Raw genomic sequence first — 26,557 nt, 5'->3', positions numbered from 1 at the left:
AGACATTGACGCAGTTTACGGGGGGCGATTCCGTCAATTAAAAGGCAAATTACGACAGTCATAATCTTTGTGCGTTCGCATTCGTTTATCTTTACAAACATGAAGCACATATCCATTCTCGTTCCCCGCGGCCACACCAGCCTCGTCAACATCGAAGGCAGCCACCAGATTCTTTCGGAGGTGAATTCTTTTTTGGGAGAAATGGGACGTGCGCCCATGTTCACCGTGCAACTGGTGGGCCTCGAAAAAGGAACCAGCCAACGCAACGGTCTTTTTATTATCACACCCGATGTGTTGATCGACGAGGTGAAGAAAACCGACCTCATCATAATCCCTTCTTTGCACGGCGATCAGAAAGAAGCGGCCGCACGTAACGCGGAGTTTGTGCCCTGGATACAAAAGCAATACCAACAGGGTGCCGAAGTGGCCAGTCTGTGCATCGCTGCGTTCTTTCTCGCGTCAACAGGGTTGCTCAACGGCAAGCCGTGCACCACGCACTGGAAGATGGCCGCGGCGTTTCGCGACATGTATCCCAACGTGAACCTGATGGACAACAAGATCATCACCGAAGCCGACGGCATCTACACCAGCGGCGGCGCATATTCCTACCTGAACCTCCTGCTCTACCTCATCGAAAAATATGCAGGCCGCGACATTGCCGTGCTGGCCTCCAAAGGCTATGCCATCGACATCGACCGCATGAGTCAGTCGCCCTTCATTATTTTCGAAGGACAGAAAACGCATCAGGACGAGCCCATCAAACAAGTGCAACAATTTATTGAAGGCAACTACCACGACAAACTCACCGTAGACGAACTGTCTGACAAATTTGCCTTTGGCCGCCGCAGCTTCGAACGGCGTTTCAAAAAAGCCACGGGCAACACCGTGATGGAATACGTGCAGCGCATCAAGATCGAAGCCGCCAAGCGCGACTTCGAAACCAGCCGCAAGAACATCAACGAGGTGATCTATGACGTGGGCTACACCGACACCAAGGCCTTCCGCACCGTGTTCAAAAAAATAACGGGCCTCACCCCGGTGGAATACCGGAACAAATTCAACAAGCTGGAAATGGTAGCCTAGCCGTGGCAGCGACACCCGATATCGGCGTGCCGCTGCTTGCTATCAAGTTCTGAATCAATCTCACACCTCGTTCACGCGATCGTGCCACGGGTGATTCTTCATTACCTTTTCGATGTAGACACGAAAGTCGGTTGGCTTTCTGTTCAACGCCTGCTCCACGCCGTGGGCGAGTGATGCATTGCGGCCATCGAGCACTTCGTTGAATAGATAGGAGAGAAGGCTAATATATTCCCGGGGCACCTGTTGTTCGGCGAGCGCGGTGGCAAAATCCTGCTGCGAAACTTGTTCATAGCGAATAGGTATGCCGGTGGCCTGCGCAATTTCGTCTACCGCTTGCGCGAAGGAGATGAGACGTGGGCCGGTGAGTTCATAGAGTTTTCCGAGATGACCTTTTTCTGTCAGTGCGGCCATGGCCACATCGGCAATGTCGTCGGCATCCACAAAGGGTTCGCCAACGGCGCCCGCGGGCAGCGCGAGAAACCCTTCACGAATAGAATCGGCGAGATAACCTTCGCTGAAGTTTTGACAAAACCAGCTGGCCCGAAGAATGGTCCACGCCACCCCCGACGCTTTCACTGCGTCTTCACACTGTTGTGCTTCCGGTTCACCGCGGCCCGACAGTAACACCAGGTGTTCAACGCCCAAGGTGGCGGCGGTGTTGGCAAAAGCCTGAATGGTTTCCACGGCGCCAGGCACGGCGAGGTCGGGTTGAAAAGCGATGTAGACCTTGTTGGCGTTTTGCAGACACAGCGACCACGTGGTGCGGTCTTCCCAATCGAACGGCGGGGTGGCGGTGCGTGAGCCGGTTTGTGCGGCGATGCCGCGGTCGCGAAGGCGTTTCAAAATACGGCTTCCGGTTTTGCCGGTACCGCCCAGGATCAATGGCATTTTTTTGTTCATGGCGTTTATGTTTTTTTCTTCAAAGGTGGCCGCTGCGAACACCCGAAAATTGAACAAAACCGACACGTCCTGTTTTTATTTAAATCTTATCGTTGCAAACACCCGGATTGTAGCGGGGTGAACTACATTTGTTTTCATGACCATTCAATACTGTTCCGACCTGCACCTGGAGTTCTCAGAGAATAACAATTTTCTGAAAAACAATCCGCTCATACCCAAAGGCGAAATCCTGTTGCTGGCCGGTGACATCATGCCCTTCTCACGCCTGAAGAAAGAACAACCCTTCTTCGACTTTGTGGCCGATCATTTTGAACACACCTACTGGATTCCCGGCAATCACGAATACTATCACGCCGACTGCAAAGACCGCACCGGCCCCGTGCGCGAAGCCATCCGCAGCAACGTGACCCTGGTGAACGACACCGTGGTGCAACACAAAGACGTGAAACTGATCTGCACCACACTCTGGTCGCACATCTCCCCGGAAAACGAACACCTCGTGCACCAGGCCATGTCCGACTTTCTCGTGATTCAGGACCACGGAAAAAATTTCCTGCCCGCGTCATTCAACAGACTGCACGATGCCAGCAAAACATTTTTGACGGAGGCCCTCAAACAACCCGCACAAAAAACAGTGGTCATCACCCACCACGTACCCACCCTCATGAACTATCCCGAAAAGTTTCGCGCCAGCGCCCTGAACGAAGCGTTCGCCGTGGAGCTATTCGATCTGATTGAAGCCAGCAAAGCCCAGTATTGGATATACGGCCACCATCACCAGGGCGTTCCCGATTTTAAGATTGGTGACTCGACGTTAACAAGTAATCAATTGGGTTATCTGAAATATGGAGAGCATGTGGGGTTTGGATTTGATCGGTGCATTGATTTGTGATGGTGTTGTTCCCCGACGATGCCCGAAGGACCAGCGTATTCTTTTTAGATTTTAAGTACTCATACTAAGGATTACAGAATTTACGTTATCCACGTAACCTCTCTTTCCTATGACGAAAATTACGGCACATGCAATCCTTTTTATCGCTTGCCTGAACAGCTTCTTTGTGTTCGGTCAGGCCGTTGCCCCAATTGCCGTTTTGAATGTCGGCTACAATGAGTCTTCATCGGGCCTGGCAATCTTTGATGTCGGGAATAATAATGTGGTGATTATCGGCGAAGACGTCCACAATCGAATCGACATGCCTCGGGCCACGCTCAAATTCCTTCAGCATCTTCATAAGCTTAATGGCACGCGGGTTCTTGCTATTGAAGGAGGCACCAGTACGGCGTTTTTGGTTAATCGATATCTGGACACACAGGACACCGTGTTGCTACGGGAGATTGTGAGACATACTTTTTATTGGGGAATCGAACATCAACAGTTTCTCAAAGAATTGGCGCAATGGAATGAACAGCTTTCCGACGATCAAAAAATAAAACTCAGGAGTGCCGACATTGAAATAAAACAGGAATCGGTGGTTCTTGCTATAAATGTTTTGCTGAAGGAGCAGGAAACAACGGCGCTTCCATCGGGGCTACGTTCGTTTCGGGAGATTTTCGAAGAGAAGTCATCACACCGAAACAAGTTTGATGCGCTCAATGTCTTTTATTACTACGATAAAGACAAATGCCGGAAAGCGGCCGAAGCAGTGCTGGCTGATGTGGCCGTTCACCCGGATCAATACAAGACCATCTTTGGACCAAACGTCGGGATGGTGAAAACAATGATGCAAGATCTGATCTCCCAATATACGTTCAACTATAAAGACACACACTATGGCTATCGCGATGCCATCATATATCAAAAACTTCTGAGTCTACACAACGATGGCATCACGAAGTTTCTTTACATCGTTGGCGGCAAGCACACAGGCCAGGGATCATCGTCCTACCGACTTCAGCACGACGCGCTTTCACCCTTTCATGGGAAAGTCGTTTTCATCAATATCACAGCAAGAAAACCCAACGGCAAGTTTCAGGGCTCGAAAGCCGTTTCAGATTTATCGGCGCGTTATCCGGAAATGTTTTGTGCGGACTGTCATGTCCTGATCCGAAATGACGGGAGCACTAAACTGCTGACACAAGTGCCGGACTATACCCTTGCCTTTAAAAACACATCATTTGTCAGAAAATTCTCAAACACATTCACGGGAGACTAGTATCGACGTTGCCTGCATAGTATCCCAATATAAAATCCTTCTACGACGGCTGCGACACCCGAAACGATTCATAGTGTTCCACCTTTTCCTCAAACTCCAATAGCACACCATCGTCTTCAGGATAATACTTGGCCCGTTCATAGTCTTCTCCGGCAAACGCTTTGATGGCGGCCACGTCGGTCCACTCGGTCACGGTCCAGAAGTGGCAGCAGTCTGGGTCAAGCTTTTTCCAGACGCGCACCGACAGGTTGCCGGAGGTGTCCAGATATTCGCGTGTGCCTGCAGTCAGTAGGAAATCAAGATACTTTTCGGCATCCGATGTGCGGGTTCGGCCGTGCCAGATTCGGGTTATCATAGCGCTGGGATTTGGGGTTTATGACTCTGAACGTATAAATCTTTTGCGCGTTGAGGAGCATGGTTATTTAACGCAACGATACGGCTGTCTCCCTGAAATTGGGATACAGTACGGTAAAACCCGAACGCCACTTCCTCCGTTAATGAAGCGCGCGTTGAAATGACGTGCGACACATCGCAAATGAAAATCCTTCTCATCCTCTCCGCGCTTGTTTTATTGGTCGTTCTTTTAACTTCATTTGCCTTCAGAAGTAAGCGTAAAATTGAAACCATTTTGAACTATGGTCCTTTCACCGTCAAAGCAGAGACCGTGTCGGGCCAGACGTTTAATGCGAACTACGGAATAGTCAAGCAAAGCACCATCCGGTATTCGGTATGGCATAAGGACAAGATCGTTGAATATCCGAATGAACTTCAGGGAAACACGGGCTATTCGCATTTGTGGCGGGTCTATGTTCTGGAAGGCGCTCCAAAGCCAACACTCATTGCCGGAAGTCAGAGCCTCTTCATGATCAATGAAGAGAATGGTGAGGCCGTTGTGAAAACTTTGCATACGCAGGATAGCGATTTTGCCGGCTTTCAATTCCTGGACGAACAGGACGGACAGCCTGGGGTGCCCATTCCCGTGTATATGGACTCTGACTTAAAAAGAGTAGATACACTGAAGGGAGGAGACTACCTGCTGATCAATAAACAATTGTTGCTTCACATACCCGACCTGAAGATGACAACACTGCAAAATCAAAAAAGAGTTGTTGACGACTATTATTTTATGTCGGCAGGAGGAGTGGTCGCCGTTTCGCCCGATAAAAAAAATCTTGTTTTTATGGGCGGCAAAACCGTAGAGGGTCCTGCTTATATATACGGCATGATTGTCTATGATGACTACGCTACAAAAAGCGAATACCTCGTTCCTTATGACCGCACGCTCACACGGTCTATTGAGTTGAACTACGATAACCGCGAATGGTTCAAGACCTACTTCGAATGGGTAATGGACAAAGACAATCATTACAGATTGCAGGTAAGACAGTATGATGTTCTGCCCTTCTGGCAAGGTAGGTACGCCGATAAGAACGTGGTCTACCAACTCACGCCTGTAAACAATGAAATGCAACAAGTCTTTGCTGATTTCATTTTGCAACAACTTGGGTTAACCAAAGAAGCCATTCATCCAGGTGGACAATACAGCAGCAATATGATGATCATTCACTACAAGAATCACAAATTCAGCCTTTGGTTAAGACCGGAGGATAAGATTGTGGTTCTTATGCCCGAGGAAAGTTTTGGCCCGTTGGCCGAAGAGCAAATTAAGATCATTCATGAATTGGGGGATGCCTTTAATGAGCAATTGGCTAAAGGTGAATACCAATCAAATTTTACTGGGTTTTAAATATCCGATCAAGACTTGTCCTACGCCTTGGCTGAGGCAATTCTTACACAACCGTACCACCCATTATCCCCAGCACCTGAATAGAAACAGCCAACAAATGCCAGCGATGCCTTCGCCGCCATGGCACGAATTTGTAGCGGGTTCTCCGTATGAAAACAAAACCCGTAAACCCGAACGATCACGATGTGAAAACACCGTCTACAAAAGGCGACAAAGGCAACGATCGCAAATTCACGTCCTACGACACGTCGCGTAAGGAAACCGGCACACCGCAGAAGGTGCGCGAGGGCAACGAATCGGCTGCCCAGCAGGAACGGCATCGCAAGCAAAAGGAGAAGTGATGCGACCTTTGCGTGAGCATCACCCCCGGATAGCAGGGGTATGTTGTGCTCCTGATGTGTTGAAACAACAGTCGTGTTAACACTCCAGAAGGCATAAGCATCGATTACGGTGTGACTTTGCGAAAATTATGCAGGCTTGGGATGGGCGACCGCTTGTATTTCATTTTCTAATTCCATTATTTTCGGGCGACATGAGCTTTCTTCGAACCAAGCGCCCATGTTGCTGTGACAAAGATGGACAAAGCGATTTGTGTGTTGTATGCCGATGACGATGCAGACGACATCGAGCTCTTTCAGGAGATTCTGCGCGACATTGACCGGTCTATCGTTGTACTTTTTGCCTCCGATGGACTGCAGGCGCTAAGAATGCTGCGCGAAGCCAACGTGCTGCCCGACATCGTTTTTCTGGACATCAACATGCCGCTCATCAACGGCAAGGAATGTCTATCTGAAATTCGTCGCGACCACACCCTCAAGGCCCTGCCCGTGGTGATGTATTCCACAGCCAATGCCGAACAGGAGGTGAAAGACTGCTTTGAGTTGGGAGCCTCCGACTACCTCTGCAAAGCCACGCACTATGCCAAGCTGCGCGAGGACATCGAATCTATTCTGCGAAACCTCCGCTCCACCCACACCTACAAATTGCTCTGAGGGATTCTCGTCCTCTCATCACAAAAAGTCCGTCCCTTGCCTTTTTTCACCAGTGTTTTGGTTAGCTTTCAATAGCTAAAAAAATCCCTATGAAAACTGTTTCGATGGGCGTCAGCCTCCTGTTTGTCTTTGCCAGCTTGTGTGTGGTGGCGCAGCCCGAGCGCATCAAAGCCATCTTCCCCGCCGGCACAATCATGCACCAGAATATTGCCTATGCTGGCGACACGTTGAAGAAACATCAACTTGATATTTATCTTCCCGCAAAAGCCACGGCCAACACACCGCTGGTCATCTGGGTGCACGGTGGCGCCTGGATGCTCAACGACAAGTATGCCGACATGGGCTATATGAAAACCACCATCAAAACCATGCTCGACAAAGGCTATGCCTTGGCCTCCATCGACTATCGCCACAGCACCACGGCCGCCTTTCCGGCACAGATTCAGGACTGCAACCAGGCCGTGGAATACCTTCATGCCAACGCCGGCAAATACAAGCTCGATAAGTCCAAATTTGTGTTGATGGGATTTTCGGCCGGCGGCCACCTGGCGTCGTTGCTGGCGTTGTCGCGCAACAGCACCATTCCTGAGTTTTATGCTGGAGGCAAGAAACCTTCCTTCGTTATCAAAGCGGTTCTCGATTTTTACGGACCCAGCGACTTCCTCCTGTTCTATGGCGCTGCCGACGTTAACGTGGTAAGCACAACGCCCGACAAAACCCCTGTTGGTCTGCTGTTGGGTGCATCGCCCCTGAATCGCCCCGACATCAGCAAGCAGGCCAGCCCCGTCACCTATGTTGATAAGAACGACCCGCCGTTTTTTATTGTGCATGGCGAGAAAGATCAGGACGTGCCGCCCGTGCAATCCTATCTGCTGAAGTCGTATCTGGACGTGGCCGGTGTGAAGAGCGAGCTGACCTATGTGAAAGGCGCCCCGCACTATGGAGAGATGTTTGACGCAGAAGAAGTGCGCGCCAAGCTTTTCGCATTTCTTGACGCGCAGTTCAAATAACACGGAGCGACCTTTGTCATTCGGCTCCGCTTGCTTTCTGAAAAACGTTTTTAGTTTCGGGTACGCACCCGTGTAGTTCTGGTGCGACCACCACGCTTGCCGTGCACTGTGGTGCGCGTAGTTTTTACGTGCCCACCGCGTGGACCGGTTACGGTGCGCGTTGTGCGCGTGGCACGGTAGTGATTCACAGACGCCTGATGACGGTTGTGAACAATCACCGACGTGGTGCGCACGGGCCGGTACACACGGTGCGCATAGACCACCCGGTGGTGGGGCACCACAACATAGTGAGGGCGATAGACCGCGCGGTAGCCGTAGAACACATGCCAACGCACCGGATGCCAGGGGCGCCACCACACGGGACGCGCCCGCCAGGCCCACGGCGAAGCCCACACCACATACGATGGTCCATACACATAGCGCACGGCAGGCCAGGCCCACACATTCACCGTTACGTTGCTGGCGGGTGCGGGCGTTGCTTGTGCAGGAGCAGGTTGGGCGGCTTCTGCGGGTTTGGGCTCTACAATGATTTGCTCGCCATAGATGTCTTCATCGCCCACGATTTGCAGCACGGCGTTGTCGTTGCCTTTCTTCTCCACTTCAATCACGGCCACATCCTGGCTTTCAGATTCCGACACGGCGTCTTGCAGGATGAAGGCATGGGCATCGCCTTCTTTTTTGTCGATCACTTTGATGTAGTCGGTTTCGCCGTCACCGTTCAGGTCGAGGTTGTTCACGGCGTTGTTTTCGGTGTTGATGAGGCGCTCAAACTCTTCGGGCGAGCCGGCTTTTTTGAACATTTCGAGCGCGCCTTCGAGGCTGAAATTGTCGCCTGGAAGGCCCGTTGAATCCTGGGCACCCGTTTGCGCCCAGAGCGAAAGCGGCGCAGCAGCGGTGTATAGAAGAACAAGAATGGTTTTCAGTTTCATGTGTCGATCATTTGTTTTTTCTTAGACGCCCCCGAGTGGGCAGGGTTTAAAACCTTAAGCTATATATTTTACGGTAAATCCTGCAACCAAACACCAACCTGTTCCGGCGTGCTTCAGAAGGTAAACAGTCGGGGGTTGCCGTGTTCAGAAAAGACAGGGACGCGAAATGTGTGTCGGCGAGGCACACGAAAATCAAGCCCGGAGAATTATATTTGGACGATTGAAGGGTTTCCCGACATGTATACTCACTTTTTGCGCTCACCCTACGCCTATGCACGCACAGGTTCATTTTCCTGAACACCTAGAACCTCACGAACTCGATGCGTACCTTGAGCGGGGCTGGTTCAGGATGGGGCAGGGCATTTTCACGACAAACTTCCTCCATTTTCACCAGCAAATGTACAGCGCCCTGTGGCTGCGGGTGAGACTCGACGAAGCATCGCGCGACAGCACGCAGGCAAAACTGGCCAGGCAAAACAAACAGTTTCAGGTGCACATCGGCCCGGCCTCGCTCACGCTGGAGCAGGAAGATTTGTATGTACGCTACCGGCAACCCCTGGCCTTCGAACCGTCGGCATCGCTCCACCAGCTTTTGTTCGGAAAAAGCATCGCGCAAAATATCTATCACACCTACGAAGTGACGGTGCGCGATGGCGACAAGCTCATCGCCGTTGGCTTCTTCGACGTGGGGGCTACCAGCGGCATGGGCATCACATCGGTCTATGATCCGTTGTATAAAAAATACAGCCTTGGCAAATTTCTCATCTACCTGAAAATGGATTTTTGCAGAAACCGGGGCTTCGAGTTTTTTTATCCCGGCTATTTTGTGCCGGGCTATTCCTATTTCGACTACAAGCTTACTATCGGCAAGCGCTCGCTCCAGTATTTGGAGTTTGCCTCACAGCAGTGGCTATCGATTCGTGAATTTTCGCCCGCGCACATTCCGTTCCGAATCATGTGCGACAAGCTGCAAGAACTGCGCGACCGCCTGGGCGAGGGCTACCCCGATTGCAAGGTGTTGAAGTATGAGTATTTTGATGCCAACCTCATTCCCGAGTTGAAAGACTTTGAGTTGTTCGACTATCCGGTGATGTTGCAATACACCAACCCGCACGCCAACATCATGGCGCCGTTTGTGGTCTACGACGTGGCCGACGAGCAATATCACATGATTGTTTGCTCGCCGGCCTTCACCCCGAAAGAAATTACGGAGAATCCTGACTATTATTCCAAACACCTGCTGATGGTGGAGCAGGAAGTTTTTGCCACGCCGTCGCTCAAAGAAATGGAAGACGTGTTGCTGAAGTTTATGGCGCCTTGAGTTTGTGAAAGCGAACTAGTCGGGCAGGGGTTTCACCATCACATCTTTGAAGAATACCTTGCTTTTTGGATCGTGACCCTGTAGGGCAAAGGTGCCGCTCGACAATTTTCCGTTTTCGCCTTCGGTATATTCGTTGATCACCTTGTCGTTTACCTTGATGGTGATTTTCTTTCCTTGCACTGTCACGCTTTCGGTGTACCATTCATTGTCTTTTGCCGTCGCTTCTTTCACATCCTGGATGGCGTATAGGCTTCCCGTTTTGCGCCAGTCGGTGTGCGTTTGGTTCACCTGGATTTCGTAGCCCTTCGAAGGCCAGCCTTCTTCCTGATAGGCGGTGTGTATGAAAATGCCCGAGTTGGATCCGGGGGTGGTCATGACACTTACTTTGAATTCGAAATTCTTGAAGTTATGATTCATGACAGCGCCTTCGTAAAACAAATGCGCGCGGTCGCCATGAACCACAATCATGCCGTCGGCAATGGTGAATGTGCCTTTGTTTTCATTGGCCTTCCAGCCGTTGAAGGTTTTGCCGTCGAAGAGGCTGATCCATTCGCCGGTTTTGGCAGGTTTGTCTTGTGCGGCGGTGCATACGCACAAGAGCAGTAATAAAAGAAAAGAAGCGTGTGCAGTTTTCATGAGCGGAAGGTTTGTGTTGGTAATGTTAATAAGGAAAGATACCAAAAAATGAACACCCGCGAGGCATTCCTATATAAGCGGTTTCTGGCGATGGACTATGGATAAATTTAGGCGGACAGAATTACGCCAGCCTGCACGGAAATAGCGCGACGTTTTTTGCATCTTTGTCTACGGGGTTCCATAACCCTTGCTGCGTTCACACCTCAACAACACCCTCATGGACAAACGATCGTTTCTGAAAACCTCTACGGCCCTCGTGGCGGGCACGGCTCTGTCGCGCCTGGCGGGTTGCACGCCCGACGGCAAACCTTTGTCGAACTGGTCGGGAAACCTGGAGTATAGCACCAGCAATGTTTTTTATCCGGCCACGGTCGAGGCCGTGCAGGAGGCGGTGAAACAGTGTGCGAAAGTTCGCGGCCTGGGCTCGCGCCATTCGTTCAACACCATTGCCGACAGCAATGCCGCGCAAATCTCCACCAGCAACCTCAACCGGATTGTGTCGCTGGACAAGGCTGGCCAAACGGTGACGGTGGAAGCGGGCATCAAGTATGGAGAACTTTGCCAGCATCTGCACGACAACGGCTTTGCCCTTCACAACCTGGCGTCGCTGCCGCACATTTCGGTGGCCGGATCGTGTGCCACTGCCACGCACGGCTCGGGTGTGAAGAACGGCAACCTGTCTACACAAGTCGTGGCCCTCGAATTTGTGAACGGCGCAGGAGAGGTGGTGAATTTGTCGGCACAAGACGGCGATCGGTTTCAGGGCGCAGTGGTAGGCCTCGGCGCGCTGGGCATCGTGACAAAAATGACCCTGGCGTTGCAACCCACCTTCGATGTTCAGCAGGTTGTGTATCGGAATCTGCCCATGGCTGCGCTGGAAAAGAATTTTGAAGCCATCATGTCCAGCGGCTACAGCGTGAGTTTGTTCACCGACTGGAAAAATAAGAATGTGAATGAAGTCTGGATAAAAAGCCGCGTCACGGCCGGGCAACCTGTGACGATAGCGCCGGAATTTTTTGGAGCCAAAGCCGCTACACAAAATATGCATCCCATCGAAGATCAGCCCGCCGGCAATTGCACCGAGCAGATGGGGGTACCCGGTCCGTGGTTCGAACGTTTGCCGCATTTTAAAATGGGATTCACACCCAGCGCAGGCAAGGAATTGCAGTCAGAATTTTTTGTGCCCCTCGAACACGGCTATGCCGCCATGATGGCCATGGAAACACTGCATGAAAAAATAGCGCCGCACATCTTCATCTCCGAAATACGCACCATCGATGCCGACAACTTCTGGATGAGTCCCTGCTATAAGAAACCTTGCGTGGCCTTACACACCACATGGAAGCAGAACCGGGATGGTGTGATGGCGTTGCTCCCCCTCATCGAAGAGCAACTGGCACCCTTCAATCCAAGACCACACTGGGGAAAACTGTTCACGCTAACACCCGCCGTGCTTCAGTCGCGCATCGAACGCCTCGACGATTTCAGGCAGCTGATGAAACAATACGATCCGGAACAGAAATTTGTGAACGATTTTTTGAAATCAAACCTTTCCATCGCACCACAGGCATAGCGGACTAGTCGCGAAGAATGTCGCAGAAATATCCTAGCGCACGGCTCACCACCATGATGTCGTGGCAAACATCTTTTTCAGAAACCACGCGCAACACCTTGTCGGCATCACTCAGGTCCACACTCCAACGCCGCACGCCCTCAATCCTGCCCAGGTGAGGTTCAATGGATAGCTTATCGGCTTCGCTTTGCAGCGACGTTTTGAAGATGGATATAAAAGCAGGTGCGGTCATAAGCTTCAGGTGTTATGATGGGAAGGTACAAAAGCCGTGGATGGATTTGTGGATGACAGCACCTCGTCATCCCAATAAACATGAACGATACAATAGAAAATATGATCGGGACAATAGGAAGCGTATGGACCGCAGGGTTGGATGACCGCGTGATGATCCGGGCCGGTCCAGATTTTTTTCGAACGTTGGGTGTATGGCCGAATGAAGTGTAATGCTTTTCGATGTACTTTTAGGAAATTTGCCGGGCTCCAGCGTTAACCCTGCCAGGCACTTGCCGCTTATGAAGGATGAAGAACTCCAGCTTCGGACCGTCAACGTGACCCGCTATGTGACGCCACTGCGCGAAGGCGGATCGCTGCCGGCTATTGCCGAAGCCGACGATCAGTTTCTGTATGTGCTCAAGTTTCGCGGCGCCGGCCAGGGCACGAAGGCGCTCATTGCCGAACTCATCGGTGGCGAAATAGCACGGCTCCTGGGGCTGCGTGTTCCCGAAATTGTTTTCGCTAACCTCGACGTCGCCTTCGGACGCATTGAGGGCGACGAAGAAATACAAGACTTGCTGAAAGCCAGTGTGGGATTGAATCTTGCACTGCATTATCTGTCGGGGTCCATCACGTTCGATCCACTCGCCACACGAATAGACGACCCGCTGGCGTCACAAATTGTGTGGCTTGATTGTTTGCTGATGAATGTGGACCGCACCGCGCGCAACACCAACATGCTGTGGTGGCACAAAGAGCTGTGGCTCATCGATCACGGTGCTGCACTCTATTTTCACCACAGCTGGAACGATTGGAGCGACCCGCAAAAACCTTTCCCCCTGGTGAAGAACCACGTGCTACTGCTCCAGGCCAAAGCCCTCGACAAAGTGAGCGAAACGTTTGTGCCGCTGCTGACCAAAGAAAGGATTCAAAACATTGTGTCACTAATACCCGAAGAATGGCTGACCACCGAAGGGTCGCCGTTTGCCACAACACTTGAACACCGGAATGCCTACACGCAGTTTTTAGTGAACCGCGTAGCCAATGCCGATTTTTTTGTAAAGGAAGCGCAATATGCAAGAGCAGCTCTTATTTGAATACGCCGTCATCCGGGTGGTGCCCAAAGTTGAGCGCGAAGAGTTTCTCAACGTGGGTGTGATTTTGTTTTGCGCCAAACAAAAGTTTTTGGAAGCACGCTGTCTGCTCGATGAAGAACGGCTGGGCGCCTTGTGTTGTGATCTCGACTTCGAAGAACTGAAACACCACATCCATTCATTCGAGCGCATCTGTCGTGGAGGTGACGATGCCGGAACCATCGGCAGGCTTTCTATGGCCGAGCGTTTCCGCTGGCTCACGGCCACGCGCAGCACCATTTTACAAACGTCGAAAGTTCATCCCGGCCTCTGCGACGACGCGGAGGAAATGCTGGCGCGGCTGTATCGACAATTGGTGTTGTAGCCAGTATTTTGTGCAGCGGCATTCCGGGCGGCTTGCATTTTCACAAAAGAAATATCATTTTCGAATACCACTTCTATAAGTCGGCACACCGTTTTCAAAAGTGTCGCAATTCACCCCGTTATTTGCCGCGTTCAACACCCTGGAGTTTTGCCAGCAGGCATACCTTTGTGGTGTTGATAGTCATCAGTGAAAGAGAAATTATAACCCACCTAAAAATATAAAACTATGGTAACGTTAAATCCGTATCTCAATTTTCCAGGCAACACCGAAGAAGCGTTCAATTTTTACAAGTCCGTTTTTGGCGGGGAGTTCCTGATGGTGCAGCGTTTCAAGGACACGCCCGACGGCGCAAAGATGAAGCCCGAAGATCAGAACAAAATCATGCACGTGGCGTTACCTATTGGTAATGGCAACATACTGATGGCGACGGATGCACTGGAGTCGATGGGACAGACCGTGCACACAGGCAACAACCTTCACCTCTGCCTCAGCCCCGACAGCAAGGCGGAAGCAGACAAACTGTTCAACGGACTTTCGGCTGGCGGAAATGTGACCATGCCCCTGGAGAATATGTTCTGGGGAGCCTACTTCGGCATGGTGATCGACAAGTTTGGCGTGTCGTGGATGATTAATCACGACACAAACCAAAACAAATAAAGAACCCGACGGCAAGTCATATCCTTTGTGTGCTTGCCGTCATTTTCATTGAACTCTATAATCATTCAAACGGACTCGTAAATGATGATCGAAGTTTTCAAGACCAATGTTCACGACCGCAGCGTGGCAAACATGCTCATTGACCGCATTCATGAAACGTTTGTGGAGTACCGCGTCACGTTCGACCTGGAAGACTGCGACAAAATTCTGCGTGTCAAATCTTTTGGTGGCACCGTGCAATGCCACGAGATCATTGCCCTACTGGGTGCTTTTGGATTTCATGCAGAAGTGTTGCCCATGGAAAACAAGCCAGCCGATTCCATCTTCAGTCTCTATCAATAAGTTTTCTTTCCCACGGCGGCGGGATGCTGTTTTTTTTGCCGGCATTCAATTTTTTTATAAGGTCTCTCCCGCCACGCATGGCAATAGTTTCCACGACAGTGTTTACCTTCGACACTGAAAACAAGGACGCATGAATACACTCAAACTAGGTTGGATTGGGCTGGGCAAGATGGGTACGCCCATCGTCAAAAATTTGTTGAAGGCGGGTTATGCGGTAGAAGTCTATAATCGCACCGCCGGCAAAGACGCCGAAGTGGTCGACGCCGGTGCCCGAACCGCCGAAAGCATGGAGCAACTGATGACGCAATGCGACGTGGTGTTCACCATGGTGTCTGACGACGCGGCGGTGAAAAGCGTGTTCGAAGGCCAGGGCGGATTGCTCACGCACGGCCATTCTGGAAAACTGATCATCGACATGAGCACCGTGTCGCCAGACACCTCTCGCTATTTGGCGGCGCTATGTCAGAGCAAAGGCATGCGTTTTTTGGAAGCACCCGTTTCGGGCAGCGTGAAGCCCGCACAAGACGGCACGCTCATCATTCTCGCCGCCGGCCCGCGCGACGCCTACGAAACGGCCAAACCTTTGTTCGATGTCATTGGCAAATTGTCGCTTCACCTTGGCGAGTCCGGCGCAGGAAGCTATGCGAAGCTGGCCATGAACTACTATGTGGCCCTCGTGTTGCAGGGCGTGGCCGAGGCCGTGTTGTTTGCCGAAGCAAACGGTGTGAAGGCCGACGACATGCTCACCATCATGAACGAGGGCGCTTTTGCAAGCGCAGCCGTGAAAGGCAAAACACCGTCCATCCTGAGCCAGGCATTTCCACCGGCGTTCGCGCTCAAGCTCATGGCCAAAGATCTCCGCCTTATGAAGGACGCACACCTGCAGTCGCCCATGTTCGCGCCCGTGCATAGTAGCTATCAGGATGCCGTGAAGGCCGGCCTCGGCGAAGAAGATGTGATGGCCATCGTGAAATTTTTGCGCACAAAAAATGATTGAATGCACCCCGTTTGATAGATCGCTGTGACAAAGCCCAAAATAAAAACGTACAGCACCGGGTCGTTTCGCGACAACTTCATGCAACAAGAGGCTTCTCTTGACAGCATGATGAAGTCGGGCTTTGATAAGTTTTTTATCGTGCTTGTGGAGGAGATGCTGCGCGTGATCAAGCTGCCCGTTCCACCGGTGCGCGCCACGTCGCATTCGCTGATCTACCTCACTTCCGGCGAGGCCATCATGAGCATCGGCAGCGACACCCACAAGATTTTTAAAGGACAATGTTTTGTGGTGCCGGCAGGCCAGGTGTTTTCGTTCCGCCACCGCGACATCAACAAAGGTTATCTCTGCAATTTTCACGACGACAGTGTGATCGGAAAGTTTGGCAAGAACGCGTTGCTGAAGGATTTTGAATTTCTGAAACCATGGGCGAATCCCTGCATCACACTTCAACCCGCGTCTGCGAAACACGTAGAGCAGTTGTTCAGAAGAATTTTGCAGGAGTACAAACAACACGGACTCACCCACCGCGATATTATTCAATCGAATTTTATCGCGTTGCTCTGTGAATTGAAAGAAGCCCACACCACCGTTGCCAGGGCTACTCAAACGCAAGCTGCGCAGCTGACCAACCGGTTTAAAGAACTCTTGTTCAAAAACCTTCGCACCCATCATCGCGTGAGTGACTACGCTGCTTTCCTTAACATCAGTCCCAACCACCTCAACAAAGCGGTGAAGGCCGTCACCGGCAAATCGCCCACCAAATGGATAGACGAGGCCATTGTGCTTGAGGCGAAAGTATTGTTGCACCAAAGCGACCTCTCCATCGCGGCCATTGCAGAAGACGTCGGGTTTCTGGATCCTTCTTATTTCACACGACTGTTCAAAAAACACGAAGGGCTAACACCGGTTGCTTTTCGCAAGCGGATTGAAAAGTCCTGAAAAAGGCGGCGGTGATCCTAACCTGGCATTCCCTTCTTTTTTTCCTTTACGTCATTCGTATCGCGTATGTATTCATTTGTCATTCTCTTTCACTCATGCTTTCGCTGGCTGGTGTTAGTCAGTTTGGTCTACGCCATCGTCCGCGCCGCATGGGGCTATGCAAAACAACAACCCTTCAGCCCCCGCGACAATGCCGCGCGGCACTGGACAGCCACCATCGCGCATCTTCAATTGATGGCTGGATTTTATTTGTATTTCACCAGCCCGTTCATGAAGGCGCAGTTCGCCGCGTGGAAACATGCGCAGGTGCAGGCCGATGGTATCTTTTTCACCATCGTGCACATTGGCGCCATGTTTTGTGCCGTGGTGCTGATCACCGTAGGGTCTGCGTTGGCGAAACGAAGAACAAACGATATCGAAAAATTCAGGACCATGCTGGTTTGGTTTTCCGTGGCCCTCGTCGTTATATTGCTGGCCATTCCATGGCCCTTTTCACCGTGGGCACATCGACCTTTTATCCGACCTTTCTAACACACTATGAAACACTATTTCAATTCATCTCTTGGACGACTTCGGTTGGTCGCTTTTCTGGAAGGCATTTCGCTGGTGCTATTGGTATTCATCGGCGTGCCGTTGAAGTATAGCATGGGCAATCCAACCGTGGTGAAAGCCATTGGTCCCGTGCATGGTGTGTTGTTCATTCTCTTTGTGTTTCTGGCGATTGGTGTGGCTGTGGAGTATAAATGGAAATTCATGACCACCACATGGAAAGTGCTGGTGGCAAGTTTCATTCCCTTTGGAACGTTTTACATTGATCGCACAATCCTGAAAAAGTTCGAGGGGAAATCAAGCCCGAATTAATCGCTGTTCATCGACAGTAACAATACAGTCTTCTTTCGAAAGAACTCTTCGAGAGAAAGTAGCTTACCTATGCTAATGGTGGTTGTGCACTAAGTTAATCGCAGTGCCTCGCCTATCACTCGTCTATATTTCCGTTGATTATTTTCTGCGAATGTTCTATTATCGTAGTAAACACCCCATGTGCCTATGAAATCGAACAGACGTAAATTCCTTCAACATACCCTGACAACGGCAGCAGGATTAGCGGCGCTGCCCGCAACAACTTTGTCGCGACCTTCGGAAATGAATACAAAAGGAACTATCGCAAAAGCTGCGGGCGCTATCCGCTTTTCGGTGATCGGGCTCAACCATGGTCACATCTACAGCCAGGTGGAGGCCGTGATGCGTGGTGGCGGGGAGTTGGTGTCATTCTATGCCAAAGAGCAGGATTTGGGTGAGGCGTTTGCCAAGAAATATCCGCAGGCAAAAGCGGCGCGTTCCGAGAAGGAAATTCTGGAAGATAAGTCCATACAGCTTGTGGTGAGCGCTTCCATTCCCTCCGATCGTGCACTGTTGGGCATCGCGGTGATGCAGCATGGAAAAGATTTTATGGTAGACAAACCGGGCATCACAACCCTGCAGCAACTGGCAGATGTGCGAAAGGTGCAACAAGAAACAAAGCGGATCTATTCCATCATGTATAGCGAGCGCCTCGAAAACCGGGCCACCATCAAAGCCGGAGAGTTGGTGAAAGCCGGTGCCATCGGACAAGTTGTTCAAACTATCGGGCTGGGTCCGCATCGCATCAACCTTAAGTCGCGGCCCGAATGGTTTTTTGACAAGAACCGTTACGGCGGAATTCTGTGTGATATCGGTTCGCATCAATTCGATCAGTTCCTGTTCTTCACGGGCTCAACCCAAGCCAGCGTGGTGGCGTCGCAGGTGGGCAATGTGCACTATCCACAATATCCGGACTTCGAAGATTTTGGTGATGTGACGTTGCGTGGCAACAAGGGCTCGGGCTATATCCGTGTGGACTGGTTCACACCCGACGGTCTCAACACCTGGGGCGATGGCCGCCTCACCATTCTGGGCACCGATGGTTTCATTGAGCTGCGCAAGAATGTTGATATCGGCGGCAGAGCCGGTGGCAATCACCTCTTCCTGGTCGATCAAAAAGAAACACGCTACATCGACTGCAGTGCAGAGCCGTTGCCTTATGGCGAACAATTGGTGCAGGATATATTGCATCGCACAGAAACGGCTATGTCGCAAGCGCATTGTTTTCTCGCTACCGAGCTGGCGCTGAAAGCACAACAACAGGCGCAGCGACTAACGCTTCAGAAATAAAACAGCAAGGGCAAGCAGAACAGTGATGGGGCGAATCGGGGCATCAGGATGCGTCATGCAAGACGACGTCGTCAATTTCAGAGGTCTCGTCAAAAGAGTCTTTTGGCTTAGGTTCCTGAGCAGTCACACGTCCGTTGATTTTTGCCAGCAGTCCAAGCATGGCTGTGTAGAGGAACGAAAGCACCTGTGAAATGAAGAACACTTCCTGCGGATAAAGGCCCACAATCATCATGAAAAATACGGTGAGTGCAATCACCACCACCGAACGCCACACGGGGTCGCGTGTTTTGAAATAGACCGACACGCCATAGCCAAACAGAATGGCGGTGAGCGTGCACCACAAGAGCAACCCAACCCAGCCCGTTTCAATTCCGATTTTTACATACTCCGAATCCGGCGGGAAAGAACCGATGAAGGTGTGCGGGGAATATTTCATCCCCAGATATCCTGTGCTACCTAAACCAAAGCCGATCGGGTTGGCGCGAATGTAGGCGCGTATGGTTTGTTGGTTTCGCAGACGCACGTTCATGGAGGGATCGTCGGTGCCCGAGAAGGCCGTACTCATCACATAGACGGCGCCCGACGAAGGGCCAAACATGACGGCCGTGCCTGCAAGCATAAAACACATCACCACGATGATGACTTTCCGGTTCAATGTGATGCCGGCAAAGATCGCCATGCCCAACGGCAACATCACCATAGCTGTGCGCGATCCGGTGTAGAGCATGGACCACAAACAAACCACACACGTCACGGCCGACAAAATGCGCAGCCGCAGCTTTGTCTCGTAGAAGAAGATGATAAACGCCGCCACGCCCGTGATGGCCATCACCATGCCGAACTCGGAAGGTGAAAAGAAGAATGAGAATTTTCGAAGACGACCCCAGGTGAACAATGCGCCGTACAGGTTTTCGTCGCTGCTGGCCCACGCATAGTCAAACCCCGGCAGGCCGGCAAACTCCTGATACAGTCCATACATGCCGCAGATCAGGCCAAGGCTGAACCAGGCGATATAAAATAGATGCACATCGCTTTTGGTTTCGGTTGAGCCATAGACGATGAAGAATGCCGAGATGAGCGGGATGTAGCCCCGCAGTGCCAACGCCCCGGCAACACGCGACGTGGCACTGGGGTTGAGCAGTTCGAGGAACAGGTAGAACACCCAAATGCACAACAGAATGCCCGGAAGAGTTTTTATGCCCCCGATGCGCCCGTTCAACGTGAGGGTGAGCAGAATCACAAAACAAAGTCCCTGAATGGCTTCACCCACCGGAATGCCAAAAAGCCCAAAGGCTTTGATAAAAAACGGTATGAGAAAAGCAGCGCCCAGCAGAAAGAATATGTTGTAGCGCGGATATTTATAAGAGAAGTAGAAAATGGAGATGAAACCAATGATGCCAATCACTAGCACGTTGATGACAATACCAAAAAGATTGGTGAGAAACAGCAACCCCACGTTGGCCAGGATCAGCAGGCATGGCACGATCCAGGAATCCTTGAGCGTATAGAACCGGGTTGACATTAGCCGAACAGAATTTTATAGAAGAAAAACAACGACGTGGCAGCACCCACCACAATGAGGACAACCTTGTGTATTTTATCAAAGCCGATTTTGTTCTCGTCGTTCATGTGCGTTTCGCGTGTCGGGCTCCCGGTGGTTGCGGAGAGTTTGTGTTCGGTCCTCCAAAGGACCGGCTGGTATGCAGCCTTCAAAGATAACGATTTGCCCCGCACTTAATCAACGGCCTTCATTCCCGAAAACCACGCGGCGGCTTGCCCGACCAACCTGGTTCAGCTGCTTTTATCAGGATTTGGCTGGCGACTCAATGCCGGAAAGCTTTTATAAAGTGCTCCGGGTTTTTGATTTAAAAAGGTCCAGCACCACTTTGGGCCAGTCCTTGTTCATGAATGGTTTTTCGAACAGCAGGAAGCTGATCACACTCACCACAAACACCAGCGGCAGGAAGATGAGCGCCTGCACCAGGATGTTCACTTCATAGTAGTTGGTGATTTGCAGTTTCCGTGTGAGAATCATCAGGAACTCGGCCAGGGGCAAGTGCAAAAGATAGATGGTGTAGCACATGCCTCCAATGGACATGATCCAGCGGTTGGTCACAAAGCGGTTGGCGTAATTTCCGCGGAACACGGCATAGAAGAACACAAAGAACAGTACTGCTTCGGCAAGGCGGTCCACAAAGTTAAACTCCCAGTCCCAGATCATGATCACAATCACCAGCGCGGCAAGGGCCACAAAGTCGTAGATCGTGTTTCGCCGGGGGCGCACTTTCCAGTCGCACAAATAAATGTCGGTAATGATGAAGCCGGTGAGAAAATAGTGAAGATATCCCAGCACGGTCAGGTACCACGGCAGGCGGAAGAATTCAAAATATTGCTGCACCACCATGAACACGAAGATGAATGCCACCATGGTCGCACGGCGCACGACTTTGTTTTTGATGGAGAAAAATCCCCAGGCCATGAACGGCGCCAGCACATAGAATTGCACTTCCACTTCCAGCGTCCACGTGGCCGGGTTGATGAGCGACCAGCCCTGGTAGATGAGACCGTGGGTATAGGTGAGGTTGGCAAAATAGTGGGGCAAATACTCGGTAAAGCTCTGGTGCTTGAAAAAGATGAACGCGACAAACATGATCGACATCCAGATGATGTAGGGAGGTTCGAGGCGGGTGAGGCGACGCACATAATAGTTTTTCAGTTTCATCTCGGTGGCCCCGGCCATACGTTTGGCGGCAAAGGGCAGGCAGAGGATGAAACCGCTGATGATGAAAAAAACATAAACCCCAACAAAACCGCGGGTGGCCACAAAAGCAAGCACGTTGTCTTCTACGGGGGTGGCAAACTGGATAACCGTGTTGCGAACAAAACGCTCGTGAAGGTGCTGGATGAGGACCGTGAAGATGGCAATGAAACGAAGGCCGTCAATTTCCCGGATAAGCTCGGTGCCGGTAGTGATCCGTTTCAACCGATCGGGAAGCCTGTTCAAAATTTCAAACATTGCGGTGAGGGTAGTTTTTACAGCTTAAAAATAAAGCTTCGCCCGTGATTTTGCCCCATTGACCAGCCTATTTCAACGCAAAATCCAAAAAAGGGCCGGCGGAGCCTCACGTTCAACGCGACGTGCACACAGAAGGATGCACGAATACGGAAAACAGGGAAGAGCCATTCAGGGCGGGTGCAAACGATAATCTACGTCAGAAACATCTCTTACGGCTCACCGTGCAAGAGGCAGTTGTAGGGCATTTTAACAAAATGTTACGTTTTGCTTTTCCTCACGGGGCAATGGAGGACAGATCGTGAATGACAACGTGGTCAAGTGATGTTGACGCACGGCTCCCGATGCAGGCTTGGGATGCTCTGTTACATGTCCCCGTGGCGTATAGCCATGGCGTAATCAGGTTGTGCTTATGGAGTGCGATCGTCCAGCACAACTTCCGCCGACTCTATCGTGATGTTCACGTAGGCTGTTTCGGTGAAGATGTCGAGCAGGCGTCGTTTATAGTCAATCGTTTCGCCCGGGTGTACCGGTTCTGAAATGGTGAGGTGCGTGGTTCTTTCGGCGCCGCCGGCTTTGGCATATGAGACCCGGAGCACGATGTTTTTATAGGTCACAATGGCCGCCGTGTTTTTGAGCTCACCCTCAATCACCGATTGGTGGATGGGGTTTTTCTTCCAAGTGTGGCGATGGCTGAGATAGGTGGCGATGCCACGTGCTTCCTGTTCATAGTCTGGATTGTTTTTCTCCCGCCAGGCACCGATGTGCAGGGCCGGGGTGGACGACCGTTCCAGCATGTGAGACGTTGAGCTGTAGGACGCCGACTCTTTCTTTGTCAACACCAGGCCGCCTTTGGGATTTTCTACGTTTCCGAAAAGCACTTTCCCCTCCGCCACCGACAGGGTGGTGAGCGTATCTTCTACGTTCACATTGAAGGAAGTGCCCAGCACGCGCGTCAGGGTGTTTTTGGTGATTACTTCAAACGGTCGGTTTGGGTTGGGCGTCACCTGAAAATAGGCTTCCCCTTCCAGGTATACCCACCGCAGCGGTCCATGGAAATCTTTTGTGTATGAAATGCGACTGTTGGTGTTGAGCCATACTTTGGTGCTGTCGGGCAGATAGACCATCATCACGCGATTGCCACTCGACAAGTCAAATTCGGTTGTGGAGCCGTGAAAGAAAAGCACGTAAGAAGCCAGCACCGTGAAGAGCAGGGTGGCCGCGACCTTCCAAATCCAGGGACGTTCTTTAAAGAGGTGAACGATTTTGCTGTCGCGTGCTGCGTCGGTCTCGCGAATACGTTGCATAAACTTCGTCAGCTCTGCTTCGGTGTCGGCGTGGCGCACGGTGTGCCGGATGTTAGACGCCTCCCAGATAATCTTGGTGTCGTGAAAAAGCTGGCGGTTTTCGTCAGAGGCGTTCAGCCATGTTTCGAACGTTTCGCGTTCCGCCGCGGTGAGTTGCCCCGACAGATAGGCGGATATTTTTTCCAACGTTAAGTTAAGGTCCGTGTTCATGGTGATTCAACCCTTCTGATCAATAGCACATTAAGGAGGGGTTACCCCCAAAGGTGGGGGTAATATATTTTTTTAATAGGCTTTCGCCAGGCAAAATGTCAATACAATGAGGATGACGACCGCCAGCGATTTGATGGTCATGAAGGGTTTTAATGCACCCCGGAGCTTGTCGAGTGCAATGCCCATTTGATTTTCAACCGTTTTGAGTGAAAGCCCCATCACGTCGGCAATCTCCTGGTATTTCATATTTTCCTGGCGGCTCAGCACATACACGGTTCTGCATTGGGGTGGAAGCTTATCGATGGCTTCTTTGACTTTTCGTTCAAATTCCTGGAACTCCAGGGTTTCGGTGCCGGTGTAGGCCACCAGCGTATCTTCGGTGATGTGGTCGTCGAGGCGATGTATTTTCTTATTGAAGCGCAGGTGATTGTAGGCGGTGTGTGCGGTGGCTTTTGCCAGGTAGTGTTTAATGGGGCCGTCAAGGTCCAGGCGTTCGCGGTTGGTCCACAGCTTCATAAACACTTCCTGCACAATATCTTTGGCGGCATCGGCATCGCCCACGATGTTGCAAGCCATGTCGCACATCCCTTTGTGGTGCTTGCGGAAAATGTTTTGAAATTCTTCGATCGATGAATTTTTCACCGGCTTTGGGTTTTAAGTTTTGAACGCAACAGCTTGAAGTATTCCCAATACTGGATAAACTTCGTTCTGATTTGGGAATATTAGATTCTTTTCGGTCATGTTGGGGGTAGGGTGAAAATCGTGTGCTATAGCACTGAACCCTAAATCCTAACACTATGAACGATCCCTAATTCACGCATCACTACTAGCCGTGTAGACGGTACAATTTTTGAACCTGTTTGAGAGAGAATGAACCAGGTAAATCGATTAGAAAGCTCCAACCCCATGGTGCTCACTAAAAGAAAAACCGAACAAATGAAACAACTCATTCGCAAACGAGACACGATAACACTTCTTGACGGACGAGAGGGAACCGTGCTTGAGCTGGTTACCCAAATGCCTGCCAAAGTGTTTAAAGTGGAGATCAGTGCTGATAAACATGTTGAGTATCTGGACGAGACCAAGCTCAAGCTGAAGAAACAGCACGTTCTCAACAAATGGAAAGATCTTATCCGATAAGTGGATGGCTTCCCTTCAACCCAAAGAAGTTAATGTGTATCCTGAAACGTTAGTCCGGCGCTCACCGGCATTTTCATGATCCTTCCCAGCCCAGCGTGCTCGCCCAGCACGCTGGGCTTTTTTTATCCATGACTATCGTAAGGAAAAAAATGAAAGAGCATCCACGACCTACAATAGTCTGGTGAAGCATGTGTGCACAAGGGATTATGAGAACTGACTATTTTCTTGTGTAGTGCCGTGGCCTAGAGGATGACCAACAACTGCGTGGTGTAATGTATTCTGTGACGACATAGAAATATCGTTATCCATCAAGTTGGAATTGAGGATGAGAGAAAACAAACGCGTAAGATTAAAAATCAATACTGCGACGAGAAGGTGCCGTGTATTCGCAAGACACTCCAATCGCCGCAGCACCTGTCTCGTGACGACCTACTTTTGTAGCAACAGCCAGCTCAAAGCGTCGTTGTACGAGTTAAAAGACTTGACAATGCCGGACGACGGCATGGCTTTTTTTGCCGACAGTTCGGAAAAGATGTTGGGAGAGAAAACCCAGGCGAAATGCTGTAGACCACTTTCGATCATTTGTGGAAACCACACCGACGCTGTCCAGTCGGCTGCTTCCTGCCAGGGGCCTGTGACCTGGGAATTGTCATTCAGAACTTTGCTTACCCCTTTCTGCTGCAACAGCTCCAGGATAATGCCACCGGATTTTACAATGGATTCCTTGTTTTGAAATCCAAGCCAGTTACAATAGAGATACTTGTTCTGTGGATCGTAACTGATCTCAATGTTCTTTGCTTTAAATAAAGACTGCATAATTGTTTGTTGGGTTACAGCTAATAAAATAATGGCCAAGAAAATTTATAATAACGAGGGAAGATAGCGTACTCAACAGAAACAAAAAAAAGCGAAGCCCAAAAAAGTTTTCCACAATCAGGATTGGGATGAGGTCTGAAGATGGGAGTGGGGTTATAATTCTACAGCCACAATCTCGATGCGCGGAATACTGTCTTTTTCCGGGACACAGGCGTGACATACGTAGTCCTCGATGTCAAGGCGCACGAACACGCCTCTATATATAATGTCTTCCGCATAAATACTGCCCGTGAGGTGGAGCACATCCACCTGGCGCAAGGGCACCTGCATCCCGAAGCCATGCAGCTTCAACAAGCTCTCTTTGCGTGTCCACAAGTTGAAAAATGATTGGGGGGTTGGATCTTCCTGTATCAGGTGCCACTCGTCGTGCGTGAAGCTTGTCTTGTACTCGTCAACAGGAATGCTGCGGATCAGTTCCACGTCAACCCCCACGGCGCCCTCATCCGAAACCAGGCATATCGCCACACCTGCGGCATGCGCGATTGAGAATTCCAGGGAAGAAGTAAGCAGCGGCTTGCCATAGCGTCCTTTGTGAATATGTAACTTTTGAATTGAAATACCTTTTTTTTCCAAAAGCCGCTGCAAGAGCAATCGCGAGACAAGGCTAATAAGTAACTCATTCTCAAACGCGTATTCAGTTTCAGGATACAACATGGGATGGAGTTTTTCCTTAAGCGTTTGAACCCGTGGTAATTCAGAATACACTCTCGAATCGAAGATGGCAGCAGTTATCATGATGTTAACACGAACGGGTTATGCAATGGTTTGGGGTGGTCATTGATGTACCCCCGGATTCGGGGAGTACGATTAAAAATATTTTATGAAGCAGCCAATTCACTGAAAAAGGTTTGGGGGTAATGTTTCGCCGGTT

General features: G+C 50.8%; 30 protein-coding genes. 19 read left to right on the top strand and 11 right to left on the bottom strand.

What is annotated here, in order from left to right; translation table 11 throughout:
* The first annotated feature begins 99 nt into the window (after window positions 1-99).
* Window positions 100-1,083, top strand: a complete 984-nt coding sequence (locus JI741_RS04165) for a GlxA family transcriptional regulator (protein WP_202007664.1) — start codon at window positions 100-102, stop codon at window positions 1,081-1,083.
* Between the two features lie 60 nt (window positions 1,084-1,143).
* Here the strand turns inward: JI741_RS04165 and JI741_RS04160 are convergent, their stop codons facing one another.
* Window positions 1,144-1,983 carry a Rossmann-fold NAD(P)-binding domain-containing protein gene (locus JI741_RS04160; protein WP_202007662.1) on the bottom strand — a complete coding sequence of 280 codons (840 nt, stop codon included), beginning with the start codon at window positions 1,981-1,983 and terminating at the stop codon, window positions 1,144-1,146.
* Window positions 1,984-2,119: 136 nt separating this feature from the next.
* On the opposite strand from JI741_RS04160, the gene JI741_RS04155 reads away from it, so the two are divergent.
* Together JI741_RS04155 and JI741_RS04150 are read left to right on the top strand one after the other, a co-directional pair.
* Window positions 2,120-2,875, top strand: coding sequence for a metallophosphoesterase (locus JI741_RS04155; RefSeq protein WP_202007660.1), 756 nt, complete (start codon window positions 2,120-2,122; stop codon window positions 2,873-2,875).
* A 109-nt stretch (window positions 2,876-2,984) separates the two neighbouring features.
* Complete coding sequence (locus JI741_RS04150) at window positions 2,985-4,136, top strand: TraB/GumN family protein (protein WP_202007658.1); 1,152 nt, start codon at window positions 2,985-2,987, stop codon at window positions 4,134-4,136.
* A 40-nt stretch (window positions 4,137-4,176) separates the two neighbouring features.
* On the opposite strand, the gene JI741_RS04145 is transcribed toward JI741_RS04150, so the two are convergent.
* The gene (locus tag JI741_RS04145) at window positions 4,177-4,491 is read right to left on the bottom strand and encodes an antibiotic biosynthesis monooxygenase (RefSeq protein ID WP_202007656.1); all 315 of its coding nucleotides are present in this window, start codon (window positions 4,489-4,491) and stop codon (window positions 4,177-4,179) included.
* Between the two features lie 180 nt (window positions 4,492-4,671).
* On the opposite strand from JI741_RS04145, the gene JI741_RS04140 reads away from it, so the two are divergent.
* The 4 genes from JI741_RS04140 to JI741_RS04125 all read left to right on the top strand — a co-directional run bounded on the left by JI741_RS04140 (window position 4,672) and on the right by JI741_RS04125 (window position 7,885).
* Window positions 4,672-5,883, top strand: coding sequence for a hypothetical protein (locus JI741_RS04140; protein WP_202007654.1), 1,212 nt, complete (start codon window positions 4,672-4,674; stop codon window positions 5,881-5,883).
* Between the two features lie 149 nt (window positions 5,884-6,032).
* Window positions 6,033-6,224: a hypothetical protein gene (locus tag JI741_RS04135; RefSeq protein ID WP_202007652.1), complete on the top strand. Its 192-nt coding sequence runs from the start codon at window positions 6,033-6,035 to the stop codon at window positions 6,222-6,224.
* A 234-nt stretch (window positions 6,225-6,458) separates the two neighbouring features.
* Window positions 6,459-6,875, top strand: coding sequence for a response regulator (locus JI741_RS04130; protein ID WP_202007650.1), 417 nt, complete (start codon window positions 6,459-6,461; stop codon window positions 6,873-6,875).
* A gap of 89 nt (window positions 6,876-6,964) precedes the next feature.
* Complete coding sequence (locus JI741_RS04125) at window positions 6,965-7,885, top strand: alpha/beta hydrolase (protein ID WP_236675861.1); 921 nt, start codon at window positions 6,965-6,967, stop codon at window positions 7,883-7,885.
* A 50-nt stretch (window positions 7,886-7,935) separates the two neighbouring features.
* Here the strand turns inward: JI741_RS04125 and JI741_RS04120 are convergent, their stop codons facing one another.
* Window positions 7,936-8,814: a hypothetical protein gene (locus tag JI741_RS04120; protein WP_202007648.1), complete on the bottom strand. Its 879-nt coding sequence runs from the start codon at window positions 8,812-8,814 to the stop codon at window positions 7,936-7,938.
* Window positions 8,815-9,085: 271 nt separating this feature from the next.
* Between JI741_RS04120 and JI741_RS04115 the strand changes: the two genes are divergently transcribed.
* Window positions 9,086-10,135: an arginyl-tRNA--protein arginylyltransferase gene (locus JI741_RS04115; protein WP_202007646.1), complete on the top strand. Its 1,050-nt coding sequence runs from the start codon at window positions 9,086-9,088 to the stop codon at window positions 10,133-10,135.
* A gap of 15 nt (window positions 10,136-10,150) precedes the next feature.
* Here JI741_RS04115 and JI741_RS04110 read toward each other — a convergent pair whose 3' ends face one another.
* The gene (locus tag JI741_RS04110; protein WP_202007644.1) at window positions 10,151-10,771 is read right to left on the bottom strand and encodes a 3-keto-disaccharide hydrolase; all 621 of its coding nucleotides are present in this window, start codon (window positions 10,769-10,771) and stop codon (window positions 10,151-10,153) included.
* 217 nt (window positions 10,772-10,988) lie between these two features.
* On the opposite strand from JI741_RS04110, the gene JI741_RS04105 reads away from it, so the two are divergent.
* Entirely contained in the window at window positions 10,989-12,344 is a 1,356-nt protein-coding gene (locus tag JI741_RS04105) for an FAD-binding protein (protein ID WP_202008110.1), read from the top strand.
* Window positions 12,345-12,348: 4 nt separating this feature from the next.
* Here the strand turns inward: JI741_RS04105 and JI741_RS04100 are convergent, their stop codons facing one another.
* Complete coding sequence (locus tag JI741_RS04100) at window positions 12,349-12,576, bottom strand: hypothetical protein (protein ID WP_202007642.1); 228 nt, start codon at window positions 12,574-12,576, stop codon at window positions 12,349-12,351.
* A 280-nt stretch (window positions 12,577-12,856) separates the two neighbouring features.
* Between JI741_RS04100 and JI741_RS04095 the strand changes: the two genes are divergently transcribed.
* The 9 genes from JI741_RS04095 to JI741_RS04055 all read left to right on the top strand — a co-directional run bounded on the left by JI741_RS04095 (window position 12,857) and on the right by JI741_RS04055 (window position 19,140).
* Complete coding sequence (locus tag JI741_RS04095) at window positions 12,857-13,654, top strand: HipA family kinase (protein WP_202008109.1); 798 nt, start codon at window positions 12,857-12,859, stop codon at window positions 13,652-13,654.
* Window positions 13,632-14,015 (top strand): DUF3037 domain-containing protein, encoded by a 384-nt coding sequence (locus tag JI741_RS04090; RefSeq protein ID WP_202007640.1) that lies wholly within the window; start codon window positions 13,632-13,634, stop codon window positions 14,013-14,015. The genes JI741_RS04095 and JI741_RS04090 overlap by 23 nt, the downstream gene beginning before the upstream one ends.
* Before the next feature lie 225 nt (window positions 14,016-14,240).
* Window positions 14,241-14,672 (top strand): VOC family protein, encoded by a 432-nt coding sequence (locus tag JI741_RS04085; RefSeq protein ID WP_202007638.1) that lies wholly within the window; start codon window positions 14,241-14,243, stop codon window positions 14,670-14,672.
* A gap of 81 nt (window positions 14,673-14,753) precedes the next feature.
* Complete coding sequence (locus JI741_RS04080) at window positions 14,754-15,014, top strand: hypothetical protein (RefSeq protein WP_236675860.1); 261 nt, start codon at window positions 14,754-14,756, stop codon at window positions 15,012-15,014.
* Window positions 15,015-15,144: 130 nt separating this feature from the next.
* Window positions 15,145-16,011, top strand: a complete 867-nt coding sequence (locus tag JI741_RS04075) for an NAD(P)-dependent oxidoreductase (RefSeq protein WP_202007636.1) — start codon at window positions 15,145-15,147, stop codon at window positions 16,009-16,011.
* A 24-nt stretch (window positions 16,012-16,035) separates the two neighbouring features.
* Window positions 16,036-16,950 carry a helix-turn-helix domain-containing protein gene (locus tag JI741_RS04070; protein WP_202007634.1) on the top strand — a complete coding sequence of 305 codons (915 nt, stop codon included), beginning with the start codon at window positions 16,036-16,038 and terminating at the stop codon, window positions 16,948-16,950.
* Between the two features lie 66 nt (window positions 16,951-17,016).
* Window positions 17,017-17,481: a hypothetical protein gene (locus tag JI741_RS04065; protein ID WP_202007632.1), complete on the top strand. Its 465-nt coding sequence runs from the start codon at window positions 17,017-17,019 to the stop codon at window positions 17,479-17,481.
* A gap of 6 nt (window positions 17,482-17,487) precedes the next feature.
* On the top strand, window positions 17,488-17,811 hold the full coding sequence (locus tag JI741_RS04060; RefSeq protein WP_202007630.1) for a DUF3817 domain-containing protein: 324 nt from the start codon (window positions 17,488-17,490) through the stop codon (window positions 17,809-17,811).
* Between the two features lie 186 nt (window positions 17,812-17,997).
* Window positions 17,998-19,140 (top strand): Gfo/Idh/MocA family protein, encoded by a 1,143-nt coding sequence (locus tag JI741_RS04055; RefSeq protein WP_202007628.1) that lies wholly within the window; start codon window positions 17,998-18,000, stop codon window positions 19,138-19,140.
* Window positions 19,141-19,183: 43 nt separating this feature from the next.
* Here the strand turns inward: JI741_RS04055 and JI741_RS04050 are convergent, their stop codons facing one another.
* The 4 genes from JI741_RS04050 to JI741_RS04035 all read right to left on the bottom strand — a co-directional run bounded on the left by JI741_RS04050 (window position 19,184) and on the right by JI741_RS04035 (window position 24,312).
* The gene (locus JI741_RS04050) at window positions 19,184-20,662 is read right to left on the bottom strand and encodes an O-antigen ligase family protein (protein ID WP_202007626.1); all 1,479 of its coding nucleotides are present in this window, start codon (window positions 20,660-20,662) and stop codon (window positions 19,184-19,186) included.
* A gap of 318 nt (window positions 20,663-20,980) precedes the next feature.
* Complete coding sequence (locus JI741_RS04045) at window positions 20,981-22,156, bottom strand: acyltransferase family protein (RefSeq protein ID WP_202007624.1); 1,176 nt, start codon at window positions 22,154-22,156, stop codon at window positions 20,981-20,983.
* A 407-nt stretch (window positions 22,157-22,563) separates the two neighbouring features.
* A complete protein-coding gene (locus tag JI741_RS04040) occupies window positions 22,564-23,670 on the bottom strand; it encodes a FecR domain-containing protein (RefSeq protein ID WP_202007622.1) in 1,107 nt (368 codons plus the stop codon).
* 72 nt (window positions 23,671-23,742) lie between these two features.
* Window positions 23,743-24,312: an RNA polymerase sigma-70 factor gene (locus tag JI741_RS04035; protein WP_202007619.1), complete on the bottom strand. Its 570-nt coding sequence runs from the start codon at window positions 24,310-24,312 to the stop codon at window positions 23,743-23,745.
* A gap of 294 nt (window positions 24,313-24,606) precedes the next feature.
* Here JI741_RS04035 and JI741_RS04030 point away from each other — a divergent pair, with 294 nt between their 5' ends.
* Window positions 24,607-24,810 (top strand): hypothetical protein, encoded by a 204-nt coding sequence (locus tag JI741_RS04030; RefSeq protein WP_202007618.1) that lies wholly within the window; start codon window positions 24,607-24,609, stop codon window positions 24,808-24,810.
* Between the two features lie 429 nt (window positions 24,811-25,239).
* Here JI741_RS04030 and JI741_RS04025 read toward each other — a convergent pair whose 3' ends face one another.
* Window positions 25,240-25,665, bottom strand: a complete 426-nt coding sequence (locus tag JI741_RS04025) for a hypothetical protein (protein ID WP_236675859.1) — start codon at window positions 25,663-25,665, stop codon at window positions 25,240-25,242.
* Between the two features lie 114 nt (window positions 25,666-25,779).
* On the bottom strand, window positions 25,780-26,421 hold the full coding sequence (locus tag JI741_RS04020; protein ID WP_202007614.1) for a 4'-phosphopantetheinyl transferase family protein: 642 nt from the start codon (window positions 26,419-26,421) through the stop codon (window positions 25,780-25,782).
* Window positions 26,422-26,557 lie beyond the last annotated feature (136 nt).

Source organism: Chryseolinea lacunae (genome assembly GCF_016735595.1).
Taxonomy (GTDB): Bacteria; Bacteroidota; Bacteroidia; order Cytophagales; family Cyclobacteriaceae; genus Chryseolinea; species Chryseolinea lacunae.
The sequence above is the reverse complement of the archived record's forward strand: the minus strand, read 5'-3'. Positions and strand labels throughout refer to the sequence as shown.

Bases quoted from the DNA above. Each gene is read 5' to 3' on its own strand.
- JI741_RS04165 (WP_202007664.1), top strand. From the start codon at position 100: ATGAAGCACATATCCATTCTCGTTCCCCGCGGCCACACCAGCCTCGTC.
- JI741_RS04160 (WP_202007662.1), bottom strand. From the start codon at position 1,983: ATGAACAAAAAAATGCCATTGATCCTGGGCGGTACCGGCAAAACCGGA.
- JI741_RS04155 (WP_202007660.1), top strand. From the start codon at position 2,120: ATGACCATTCAATACTGTTCCGACCTGCACCTGGAGTTCTCAGAGAAT.
- JI741_RS04150 (WP_202007658.1), top strand. From the start codon at position 2,985: ATGACGAAAATTACGGCACATGCAATCCTTTTTATCGCTTGCCTGAAC.
- JI741_RS04145 (WP_202007656.1), bottom strand. From the start codon at position 4,491: ATGATAACCCGAATCTGGCACGGCCGAACCCGCACATCGGATGCCGAA.
- JI741_RS04140 (WP_202007654.1), top strand. From the start codon at position 4,672: ATGAAAATCCTTCTCATCCTCTCCGCGCTTGTTTTATTGGTCGTTCTT.
- JI741_RS04135 (WP_202007652.1), top strand. From the start codon at position 6,033: ATGAAAACAAAACCCGTAAACCCGAACGATCACGATGTGAAAACACCG.
- JI741_RS04130 (WP_202007650.1), top strand. From the start codon at position 6,459: ATGGACAAAGCGATTTGTGTGTTGTATGCCGATGACGATGCAGACGAC.
- JI741_RS04125 (WP_236675861.1), top strand. From the start codon at position 6,965: ATGAAAACTGTTTCGATGGGCGTCAGCCTCCTGTTTGTCTTTGCCAGC.
- JI741_RS04120 (WP_202007648.1), bottom strand. From the start codon at position 8,814: ATGAAACTGAAAACCATTCTTGTTCTTCTATACACCGCTGCTGCGCCG.
- JI741_RS04115 (WP_202007646.1), top strand. From the start codon at position 9,086: ATGCACGCACAGGTTCATTTTCCTGAACACCTAGAACCTCACGAACTC.
- JI741_RS04110 (WP_202007644.1), bottom strand. From the start codon at position 10,771: ATGAAAACTGCACACGCTTCTTTTCTTTTATTACTGCTCTTGTGCGTA.
- JI741_RS04105 (WP_202008110.1), top strand. From the start codon at position 10,989: ATGGACAAACGATCGTTTCTGAAAACCTCTACGGCCCTCGTGGCGGGC.
- JI741_RS04100 (WP_202007642.1), bottom strand. From the start codon at position 12,576: ATGACCGCACCTGCTTTTATATCCATCTTCAAAACGTCGCTGCAAAGC.
- JI741_RS04095 (WP_202008109.1), top strand. From the start codon at position 12,857: ATGAAGGATGAAGAACTCCAGCTTCGGACCGTCAACGTGACCCGCTAT.
- JI741_RS04090 (WP_202007640.1), top strand. From the start codon at position 13,632: ATGCAAGAGCAGCTCTTATTTGAATACGCCGTCATCCGGGTGGTGCCC.
- JI741_RS04085 (WP_202007638.1), top strand. From the start codon at position 14,241: ATGGTAACGTTAAATCCGTATCTCAATTTTCCAGGCAACACCGAAGAA.
- JI741_RS04080 (WP_236675860.1), top strand. From the start codon at position 14,754: ATGATGATCGAAGTTTTCAAGACCAATGTTCACGACCGCAGCGTGGCA.
- JI741_RS04075 (WP_202007636.1), top strand. From the start codon at position 15,145: ATGAATACACTCAAACTAGGTTGGATTGGGCTGGGCAAGATGGGTACG.
- JI741_RS04065 (WP_202007632.1), top strand. From the start codon at position 17,017: ATGTATTCATTTGTCATTCTCTTTCACTCATGCTTTCGCTGGCTGGTG.
- JI741_RS04060 (WP_202007630.1), top strand. From the start codon at position 17,488: ATGAAACACTATTTCAATTCATCTCTTGGACGACTTCGGTTGGTCGCT.
- JI741_RS04055 (WP_202007628.1), top strand. From the start codon at position 17,998: ATGAAATCGAACAGACGTAAATTCCTTCAACATACCCTGACAACGGCA.
- JI741_RS04050 (WP_202007626.1), bottom strand. From the start codon at position 20,662: ATGTCAACCCGGTTCTATACGCTCAAGGATTCCTGGATCGTGCCATGC.
- JI741_RS04045 (WP_202007624.1), bottom strand. From the start codon at position 22,156: ATGTTTGAAATTTTGAACAGGCTTCCCGATCGGTTGAAACGGATCACT.
- JI741_RS04040 (WP_202007622.1), bottom strand. From the start codon at position 23,670: ATGAACACGGACCTTAACTTAACGTTGGAAAAAATATCCGCCTATCTG.
- JI741_RS04030 (WP_202007618.1), top strand. From the start codon at position 24,607: ATGAAACAACTCATTCGCAAACGAGACACGATAACACTTCTTGACGGA.
- JI741_RS04020 (WP_202007614.1), bottom strand. From the start codon at position 26,421: ATGATAACTGCTGCCATCTTCGATTCGAGAGTGTATTCTGAATTACCA.